At 61.2% G+C, this 9,074-nt stretch carries 8 protein-coding genes and 1 pseudogene; 5 read left to right on the top strand and 4 right to left on the bottom strand.

The window, feature by feature from the left end:
* From BMZ91_RS18525 to BMZ91_RS18505, 5 genes and pseudogenes are all read left to right on the top strand, one after another.
* Positions 1-337, top strand: a pseudogene (locus BMZ91_RS18525) (S-(hydroxymethyl)glutathione dehydrogenase); the annotation flags it as partial.
* A 188-nt stretch (positions 338-525) separates the two neighbouring features.
* Positions 526-2,298 (top strand): lanthanide-dependent methanol dehydrogenase XoxF5, encoded by a 1,773-nt coding sequence (gene xoxF5 / locus BMZ91_RS18520; protein ID WP_425441605.1) that lies wholly within the window; start codon positions 526-528, stop codon positions 2,296-2,298.
* Between the two features lie 87 nt (positions 2,299-2,385).
* Positions 2,386-2,922 (top strand): c-type cytochrome, methanol metabolism-related, encoded by a 537-nt coding sequence (locus BMZ91_RS18515; protein ID WP_092841986.1) that lies wholly within the window; start codon positions 2,386-2,388, stop codon positions 2,920-2,922.
* Positions 2,906-3,733, top strand: a complete 828-nt coding sequence (locus tag BMZ91_RS18510; protein ID WP_245736470.1) for a substrate-binding domain-containing protein — start codon at positions 2,906-2,908, stop codon at positions 3,731-3,733. Before BMZ91_RS18515 ends, BMZ91_RS18510 begins: the two co-directional genes overlap by 17 nt.
* Positions 3,730-4,278, top strand: a complete 549-nt coding sequence (locus BMZ91_RS18505) for a PQQ-dependent catabolism-associated CXXCW motif protein (RefSeq protein ID WP_092841984.1) — start codon at positions 3,730-3,732, stop codon at positions 4,276-4,278. Before BMZ91_RS18510 ends, BMZ91_RS18505 begins: the two co-directional genes overlap by 4 nt.
* A 3-nt stretch (positions 4,279-4,281) precedes the next feature.
* Here BMZ91_RS18505 and BMZ91_RS18500 read toward each other — a convergent pair whose 3' ends face one another.
* From BMZ91_RS18500 to BMZ91_RS18485, 4 genes are all read right to left on the bottom strand, one after another.
* Positions 4,282-5,100: a quinoprotein dehydrogenase-associated SoxYZ-like carrier gene (locus BMZ91_RS18500; protein ID WP_092841982.1), complete on the bottom strand. Its 819-nt coding sequence runs from the start codon at positions 5,098-5,100 to the stop codon at positions 4,282-4,284.
* A 1-nt stretch (position 5,101) separates the two neighbouring features.
* Entirely contained in the window at positions 5,102-5,620 is a 519-nt protein-coding gene (locus BMZ91_RS18495) for a DUF3280 domain-containing protein (RefSeq protein ID WP_092841980.1), read from the bottom strand.
* Positions 5,621-5,689: 69 nt separating this feature from the next.
* Positions 5,690-7,894 carry a hybrid sensor histidine kinase/response regulator gene (locus BMZ91_RS18490; RefSeq protein WP_092841978.1) on the bottom strand — a complete coding sequence of 735 codons (2,205 nt, stop codon included), beginning with the start codon at positions 7,892-7,894 and terminating at the stop codon, positions 5,690-5,692.
* Entirely contained in the window at positions 7,875-9,068 is a 1,194-nt protein-coding gene (locus BMZ91_RS18485; protein ID WP_092841976.1) for an FIST N-terminal domain-containing protein, read from the bottom strand. The genes BMZ91_RS18490 and BMZ91_RS18485 overlap by 20 nt, the downstream gene beginning before the upstream one ends.
* Positions 9,069-9,074: the final 6 nt, after the last annotated feature.

The raw sequence follows: 9,074 nt of genomic DNA, 5'->3' as shown, positions 1-9,074 counted from the left end.
TTACACCTTTGACGCCACCGGCAACGTCGGCGTGATGCGCACGGCGCTTGAGGCGGCGCATAAGGGCTGGGGCGAAAGCATCGTGATCGGGGTGGCGCCTGCGGGGGCCGAGATCTCGACCCGCCCGTTCCAGCTTGTGACCGGGCGAAGCTGGCGCGGCACCGCGTTTGGCGGCGCGCGCGGGCGCACCGATGTGCCCAAAATCGTCGATTGGTACATGGACGGCAAGATCGAGATCGACCCGATGATCACCCACACCCTTGCCCTCGACGATATCAACAAGGGCTTCGAGATGATGCACGCAGGCGAATCCATCCGCAGCGTGGTGGTCTACTGAGCGGGGCGTGGGCAACAGGAGGCGGACCGCGCACTAGGAAGAAAGGAAACCTGAGCGCCAGGGACGGAGGAAACCCCAAGCGACAGGCTGGCAAGGTCGCATAACAGCGTCCGGCAAGACAGATTAAACCGATAAATCTACGACCCAGGGAGGAAGTTATGAAGAGAATACTTTTGATGTCAGCGGCGATGGTTGTTGGCCTGTCGGCCACCGCAAGCGCGAATGAGGCGCTACAGGGGTTGATCGACGACCCCAAGCAATGGGCGATCCAGACCGGCGATTACGAGAACACGCGCTATTCCGAATTGGATCAGATCACCAAGGATAACGTCGGCGATCTTCAGGTCGCATGGACCTTTTCAACCGGCGTTCTGCGCGGGCATGAAGGCTCGCCCCTTGTGATTGGCGATATGATGTATGTCCACACGCCGTTCCCCAATATCGTCTATGCGCTGAATCTTGCGGAAGACGGCAAGATCATGTGGAAATACGAGCCCAAGCAAGACCCAAACGTGATCCCGGTGATGTGCTGTGACACGGTCTATCGCGGCACTGCCTATGCGGATGACACGATCTTTCTGCATCAGGCCGACACGACGCTGGTGGCGCTCGATGCCAAGACCGGTGAAGTGAAATGGTCGGTCGTGAATGGTGATCCGTCGATTGGCGAAACCAACACCGCCACGGTTCTGCCGGTCAAGGACAAGGTCATTGTCGGCATTTCGGGGGGTGAATTCGGCATTCGTGGTCATGTGACCGCCTATGACATGAAAACCGGCGAGCGTGTTTGGCGCGCCTATTCGATGGGCCCGGACAGCGACACCCTGATGGATCCCGAGAACACCACCCATCTGGGCAAACCGGTTGGCGCGGAGTCGGGCACCAACACCTGGGAAGGTGATCAGTGGAAGATCGGCGGCGGTTCGACCTGGGGCTGGTATTCCTATGATGCCGAGCTTGACCTGTTTTATTACGGCACCGGCAACCCTTCGACCTGGAACCCGGCACAGCGCCCGGGCGACAACCGCTGGTCGATGACCATCATGGCGCGCAACCCCGATACCGGCGTCGCCAAATGGCTCTATCAGATGACCCCGCATGACGAGTGGGATTATGATGGCGTCAACGAGATGATCCTGACCGATCAGGAAGTGGATGGGAAAATGCGCAAGCTTTTGACTCACCCTGACCGCAACGGCCTTGCCTATACAATGGATCGTGAAACCGGCGAGCTTCTGGTGGCCGAGAAGTTTGACCCAGAGGTCAACTGGACCACAGGCGTTGATATGGACCCGGATTCGGACACCTATGGTCGTCCGGCTGTGGTGGCGGCATATTCCACCGAGCAGAACGGCGAAGACGTCAACTCGACCGGAATCTGCCCTGCGGCCCTGGGCACCAAGGACCAGCAACCCTCGGCCTATAGCCCGAAAACCGGGTTGTTCTATATCCCGACAAACCACGTTTGTATGGATTACGAACCCTTCCGCGTCAGCTATACCGCCGGTCAGCCCTATGTTGGGGCGACCCTTGCGATGTACCCGGCCCCCGGAAGCCATGGTGGCATGGGCAACTTCATTGCCTGGGACAATATCGAAGGCAAGATCAAGTGGTCGATCCCCGAGCAGTTCTCGGTCTGGTCGGGTGCCCTGGCCACGGCGGGCGATGTGGTCTTTTACGGCACGCTTGAGGGCTATCTGAAGGCGATTGATGCCAGCACCGGTGACGAGCTTTACAGCTTCAAGACACCCTCGGGTGTTATCGGCAACGTGATGACCTACGAGCATGCAGGCAAGCAATATATCGGTATCCTGTCGGGTATCGGTGGCTGGGCCGGGATCGGCCTTGCGGCTGGCCTGACCGATCCGAATGCGGGTCTGGGTGCCGTGGGCGGCTATGCGGCCCTGTCGGATTACACGGCTCTGGGTGGTCAGCTGACCGTGTTTGCCCTGCCGAACTAACCCGATCTGTCTGATCAAGGACAGACCTCTCGGCGCGGCACCTTTCCCGGTGTCGCGCCGAGGCCCCGATACCCAAAGGAGCAGAGAATGTTGACCAACCGCCGCCTTTTGTCCGCAGGCTTTGTCGGCCTGCTGGCGTTTGTTGCCGCACCGGGCCTCGCAGAGACCCTGCCATCGCGCGACGATCCTGCCATTGCCGCCGCCTATGAGGAAGGCGGGCGGTATTTCACCGAAGATGATATTCCCACGTTCAACGTGGCCGAAGATGGCACGGTCGGCTGGCCCACTTTTTCGGGGTTTCGCCGCTATCACGCCGAATGCCACGTCTGCCACGGGCCGGATGGCGAAGGATCAACCTATGCCCCGGCGCTCAAGACGTCCGCGCTGACCATGGATTATTACGATTTCATCGGCGTTGTCGCCGAGGGGCGCCAAAAGGTAAACGCCTCTCAGAATTCGGTGATGCCGAGCTTTGGCACCAACCCCAATGTGATGTGTTATCTCGATGACATCTATGTCTATCTCAAGGCGCGCGGCACCGAGGCCGTGGCCCGTGGCCGCCCTGCCAAGAAAGAGCCGAAATCCGATCTGATCCGGGAGGATGAAGATGCCTGCATGGGCTAGGATTGCGGTGATTGCCCTCGCGCTGCTGCCGGCGGCGGCAGCGGCGCAGATGGCCGAGCTTGTCTCGAAAACCACGTTTCGGGTGTGTGCCGATCCCTCGAATGACCCGATGTCGTCGCAGGATGGAACCGGGTTTGAAAACAAGATTGCCGATCTTCTTGCGGCCAGGCTTGAAAAACCTGTGGAATATACCTGGTTTCCGATGTCGACTGGATTTGTCCGCCGCACCCTGCGGGCCAATGAATGCGATGTGATCATCGGCTTTGCGCAAGGCCATGAGATGGTGCAGAACACCAACCATTACATGACCTCGGCCTATACGATTGTCCTTCCCAAAGACAGCCCGCTGGCGGATGTGACGACCATTTCCGATCCACGTCTCAAGGGCAAGGTGCTTGGCATTATCGCCGGAAGCCCGCCGGGCACGCATATGGCGCGCCAGGGTCTTATGGCCAAGGCGCGGCCCTATCAGCTTTTTGTCGATCGCCGCTATGCCTCGCCGGCCTCTGATATGCTGGTCGATCTTGAGGCGGGCGAGATTGACGCCGCCATCCTTTGGGGGCCGATCAGCGGGCCATTGGTCAAACGCGAGCACCCCGATCTCAAGGTCGTGCCGCTGATCCATGAGACCGACCCGCCGCGCCTGTTTTATCGCATCACCATGGGCGTGCGCCTTGGCGAGGATCAGTGGAAACGACAGCTCAATTCCCTGTTGCGGCGCAATCAGGGCGAGATCGACCAGATATTGACAGAGGCTGGCGTGCCGCTTCTCAACAATATGGGAACGGGGCTAAAGGAGGGCACCCAATGATCGTTCGCGGCCGTGCTATCGTTGCGGCCCTCACGCTGTGCGCTAGTCTGGCGCAGGCGCAGGGCGTGCCAGAGCCAGAGGGCCTTCGCGGCCCGCCTTACCGCGCCGCCGTGCCCGCCACCCTGAGCGGGGCAACGGTCGTGGATGACGATGCGGCCTATAAGCTTTGGCAAGATGGCGAGGTTGCGTTCATCGACGTATTGCCGCGCGCGCCCAAGCCCGAGAACCTGCCCAAGGGCACGATCTGGCGCGAAAAGCCGCGACAGTCTATCCCCGGCGCGATCTGGTTGCCCAATACCGGGTACGATCAGATTGCCGAAGAAACCACGCGGTATCTGCGCCGCGGGTTGGAACAGGCCACCGCAGGCGACCCGGCCCATCCGGTTTTGATATTCTGCCTGATGGATTGCTGGATGTCGTGGAATGTTGCCAAGCGCGCGATCGAGATGGGCTATGAGACGGTCTATTGGTATCCCGATGGCACCGATGGCTGGGACATGGAGGATCACCCGCTGGAGCGGCTTGATCCCTTGCCCGACGATTAACGTTCAATAGGCGGCAAGGCCGGTGCGGGCGCGGGTCACTTTGCCGTCGGTATCGTGCAAGGTGACCTCTGCCATGCTTGTGCCCTCGGGGACAGACACACGCAGGCGCGGGTTTTCCGAAAGCGAAATGCTTCCGCTCATGCTCAGGTAGGGCGCATTGTCGAGGGCGATTTCAACCGCGCCCACCACCCGCAGCGGAATATAAAGCAGCGTGATCTGATCCATTTGCAGGCCGGAATGGCTCGGATGGCTGATATCCACATCAAGCGCGCCAACCTTGCCCGCAAGGGCAGCGATGCGGGTGTTGACGCTTTCGCTCGGCGCGTCCAGCGCGGGCAAAAACGTCAGTTCCATGTCGCCAAGGGTGGCAAGCGCCGCGACCGGGTCGGTGCCCGGCGGTGCGGCGCAAGCGCCTTGACCGGAGGTCTTGAGATACCCCTCTGCCACATGCCGCTCGCCCGCATCGGTCAGCGCCACAAGGTGTAGCGGCGTCTGGCCATTGATCCGTGTGGTCAGGCGAAAGCCAAACGCGGCCTGCGGCTGTGCCAGCGTGAAATCGGCGGCCACGGGGGCGGGGTTTTCGTCAATCACAAGCGTTACGGCGATGATCCTCTGGCCCGTCGGCGCGATGATTTGCCCGCCAAGCACCGTGCGCGCATCGTCACTGGTGCGGTAGGGGGCCTCAAGGGTGACATGCGCGCTTTGGCTGATTACCGAGTCATCGCCATAAAGCGCGCCGCGGATATCATCCCATGCCGATTGCGCGGATGCGAAACCGGAGCCAAGCAAAAGCGCGATCACAGCAAGATAAATCGGTTTCATGTCATCCCTCCACAAAGAAATGCGTCTTGAAAATATAGTGCATGCCACGCTGCCAGGAGTCGTCTGTATTGGAGCGGATATCGACGGCGCGGGCACGTACCACCTCGCCAGTTGCCACATCGCGCATCACGAGGTTCATCGACAGGATCAGGTTCGAGACTTTCTGCACCTCACCGACAACCACGTAATCCGCATCCAGTTTGGCAGCGATACGAAGCTCGCAGCCATAGCAATCGGCCGGGTTCTTGATCGGCGCAAGATCGGGCGCGACCGGGGCAAGGTCAAGCATGGCAAAGCCCTCGGTCTCAAACCGCTCCTGTACCAGGTCCTGAAGCATGACAAGACGCGCGGTTTCATCCGCGCGTACCGGATTATAGGCGCCTTCGGTCGAGGTATCTATGAAGGTGAGGCCAAGAAAGGCCAGGCTGGCGCCATCCCGCAACGCCACCAGCCCCTGGGCCATGGCGGCACCAGAGGGCAGCATCATGGCCAGCAGGCCAAGGACAAGTCGCGTTTTCATGTCCCCAGTCTAGGTGCCGGGCCGGGCGCGCAACAGAGGACTTTGGTCGTAGATTGCGGGGCTTGGATGTTAACGGTGATCGGGTGTCAGAAACCCTTCCAACAGGGCCGGATCAAGCGGCTTTGTCATCACCTCAAGCCCGGTTGCGCGGCAATGCGCGCGCACTTTTTCGCTGAGATGGCCGGTGATGATGCGCGCGGGCACGGTGCCATAGCGCGTGGTGATCTGCGCGATGACATCAGGGCCGGTGACCCCATCATCAAGCTCGTAATCCACCAGCATCGCATCGGGGCGGATATCAAGATCATCGAGCTGCGCCATGGCGACCGCAAGGTCAGGTGCATCAATCACATCCGCGCCCCAGCCATGCAGCAAAAGCGTGATCGCCTGTCGCAGGTCAGGATCGTTTTCCACCAACAGAACGATCTGGCCATCAAGCGTCGGGCGGCCTCTTTGATGCCCCGGTATGTCAAGCGCGCCCGCCGCGCGGGCGTTGTGAAGCAGCGGCACGGTCACGGTAAACACCGATCCACAGCCAAGATCGGAACGAAGCTCCAGCGGGTGCCCCAAAAGCGCACAGGCGCGATCAACAATGGCAAGGCCAAGCCCCATGCCCTCGGCGGCGCTGACATGGGCATCGAGGCGGTGAAATTCCTGAAAGATCTTGTCCTGATCGCCGGGCGCAATGCCGGGGCCGGTGTCGCGCACTTCTAGGCGCAGGGTGCGGCCACGACGCCGTGCGCCGACCAGAACCTTGCCCGAGGGCGTATAACGAATGGCGTTGGCAATCAGGTTTTGCAGGATGCGCCGGATATAGCTTGCGTCGGTTTCCACGATTCCGCCGCAGGGTACAAACCGCAACTCAAGCCCCTTGAGCGCGGCATGCGGGGCGAATTCATCCTGAAGCTGATCCAGAATACGCCCCAGCGGCACATGGGTCACATCGACCTCGACATGACCGGATTCAAGCCGCGAGATGTCAAGCAACGCGTCGATGATGTCCTCGACGCTGGTCAGCGCGCGCTGTGCCTTGTCCATCAGGGCGAGGTGATCGGCGCGTGTCAGCTCTTCCTGGATCGAAGCGAGATAAAGCCGCGCGGCCGACAAGGGCTGGCGCAGGTCATGGCTTGCGGCGGCCACAAAGCGCGATTTCGAGGCATTGGCGCGCTCGGCATCCCCAAGCGCATCCTCAAGCTCAAGCGTGCGTTCCAGAACCCGTTGTTCCAGCCGCTCATTGGCCTGGGCAAGCGCGCGCGCCGCGGCGCGTTCGGCGGTCACGTCGGAAAAGCTTATGACAAAGCCCTGATCGGGCATCTGGCGGGCGAACACCTCAAGCGTCTTGCGCGCGCCGCTGCGCATGTAAAACCTGAGCGGCGCGCGCCGGTCCGTGCTGGCAACCCATGTGGCGATATCGTCCGGCGTCAGGATGCCTTCGATCTGAAAATCGCTGCCGATCCGGCGCAGGATCACGTCAAACTGAATGCCAACCCGGAAATGCGCGAGCGGGATCGACAGCATCCCGCCGGCATTCTGGTTCCAGCCGCGCAATTGCCCGGCACGGTCGAAAATACAGACACCCTGATCAATATGCTCAAGCGTGGCGCGCACAAGCTGGGCCTGATCATCCAGCATCTTGCCGCGTTCGCGCCGCTCAAGGCGGATGATATCGGTGATATCGGTCTGAAGGATCACAGTCTGCCCGTCGCGGGTGCGGTGCTCGCTGACCTGAACCCAGCAATCGCCGGTCAGGTTGAGGTTGAACATCACGTGCTTTTCCTGATGAAGCTGCAAGCGCCGCGCCGCCCATTCGCGGCTTGTCTGCGCGTCTGGCAGTTCGAGAAAGCGGCTTTCGCTGGCGTGGCGAACGTAGCTTGCAAAATTCAGGCCCGGACGCAAACGCGCCACCAGATCGGGCATATACATGCCAAAGCGGCTGTTGTTCATCACCAGATGGCCGTCGCTGTCAAACAGGGCAAAGCCCTCTTGCAGGGTCTCGATGGCATTGGCGAGATCCGACCGGGCGCGCTCTGCCTGACGGATCGCGGTGGCCAGTTGCGCGTTGGAATCGTTAAGCAGGTTGAGCGCCCGTTCAAGATCGCGGGTGCGGTCGCCGATCTGATCCTCAAGCATGACCGCGCGTTCGAAATGCGCATAGGCGACGCCGCCATCGTCGGTGGTTTGCTCCACCCGGCGCATCAGCACCTCGATGATTTTCATCAGCTTGCGGTTCTGACGCTCAAGCGGGTCAGAGGGATCAATCAGGGCGTGGGTCATGGCCGATGCCCCGGTCGGGATGATAAATGGCGACGCCGGTCATGGTCTGGTTCACGTGCAACCCGTTGATCTGTTCGCCATAGGTGGAAAAGCCGACAACCTTGTGTGCGGCAAGAATCCGCGAAATTTTGGGCGCGATCTGGCGTTGCGCCACCTCGGTGCGGCGCAGGATACAGTCACAGGCCAGCACCGTGAGCGGTTCATGCTCGCTGGCCAAAGCCTCAAGTTCACGCTGTAAATGGGCGCCCATGTCTTGGGATTGTGCGAGGGTTAGAACCACCCCCTCGTCGATGGCAGAAAAGAACTGCAGGTCGCCGTTGTCTTCGATCCGCTGGATGGAGCGCACATGATGCTGGCCGCCGATCCGCACCACCATCGGATTGGCCGCAAAGGTCGAGGCATTGAGCGCCTCAAGCGGGCGGCCCAGAACGCGGGCATATTCCTCGGCGGCGACCTCGGCGTTGATGCGGTGCACGATGCGCCGCGCCGGGTCGGCATCGGTGACGACCATGCGTCGGTCGGTGGGCTGAAAATGATCCAGCCGGAACACCCGCACCGGGCAATCGGTGCGCATGAGGCACACCACCGCCGCATTGCGCAGCGTGACCCCGTCACAGGCCACCAGCGTTTCTCCATAGCGCTCGCCATCCGCCGCCGAGCCACCAAACAGCGGCATCGGCCCAAGACCCGAGGCAAGCGCCGAGACAAGCTCGTCCTCCTTGAGCGACAGGCCATCGACCGCGAGAAAGGCAAATTCATTTGGCATCACCTCGCCCGCCTGAGTGTTGAGCCAGGCCCGCGCGCGCACCGATTGCGAGACGCAGGCGCTGCTGTCAAAGTCACTCAGCGGGGTGATCACCTGCATGACGGCATGAAAATGCGCAGCGGCAAAGCCGACGGCGACGATCATCCCCTCGGCATAGCCCGCAGTGCCGATTTCGCCGGCCGTGGTGCAGCCGACACAGCGGCTATCGGGAAAGTGGCGCGGGGCCTCGGCCATCAGGGTTTCAAAATCCGCCTCGGGTGTGACGAAGAACAACACAAGCGCCATCTGCGTATTACCAAAGGCCCCGGCGAGTGTTGCAAGCGCGTCGGGGTCGCGATGATGCACTTCGGCGCGCGCGACGATGCGGCTGTCACAAAGATCGGCGGCATTGATCGGGGTCGCGTCCATGTCGTC

The sequence above is a fragment of the Roseovarius lutimaris genome, from assembly GCF_900115165.1.
In the GTDB taxonomy this organism is placed as follows: Bacteria; Pseudomonadota; Alphaproteobacteria; order Rhodobacterales; family Rhodobacteraceae; genus Roseovarius; species Roseovarius lutimaris.
Note: the sequence above shows the minus strand (reverse complement) of the source record. Positions and strands in the feature narration are given on the sequence as shown.

What these genes read in the sequence shown, in the direction of transcription:
- BMZ91_RS18515 (WP_092841986.1), top strand. Translation starts at nt 2,386, where the DNA reads ATGTTGACCAACCGCCGCCTTTTGTCCGCAGGCTTTGTCGGCCTGCTG.
- BMZ91_RS18485 (WP_092841976.1), bottom strand. Translation starts at nt 9,068, where the DNA reads ATGGACGCGACCCCGATCAATGCCGCCGATCTTTGTGACAGCCGCATC.
- BMZ91_RS18510 (WP_245736470.1), top strand. Translation starts at nt 2,906, where the DNA reads ATGCCTGCATGGGCTAGGATTGCGGTGATTGCCCTCGCGCTGCTGCCG.
- xoxF5 (WP_425441605.1), top strand. Translation starts at nt 526, where the DNA reads ATGGTTGTTGGCCTGTCGGCCACCGCAAGCGCGAATGAGGCGCTACAG.
- BMZ91_RS18500 (WP_092841982.1), bottom strand. Translation starts at nt 5,100, where the DNA reads ATGAAACCGATTTATCTTGCTGTGATCGCGCTTTTGCTTGGCTCCGGT.
- BMZ91_RS18505 (WP_092841984.1), top strand. Translation starts at nt 3,730, where the DNA reads ATGATCGTTCGCGGCCGTGCTATCGTTGCGGCCCTCACGCTGTGCGCT.
- BMZ91_RS18490 (WP_092841978.1), bottom strand. Translation starts at nt 7,894, where the DNA reads ATGACCCACGCCCTGATTGATCCCTCTGACCCGCTTGAGCGTCAGAAC.
- BMZ91_RS18495 (WP_092841980.1), bottom strand. Translation starts at nt 5,620, where the DNA reads ATGAAAACGCGACTTGTCCTTGGCCTGCTGGCCATGATGCTGCCCTCT.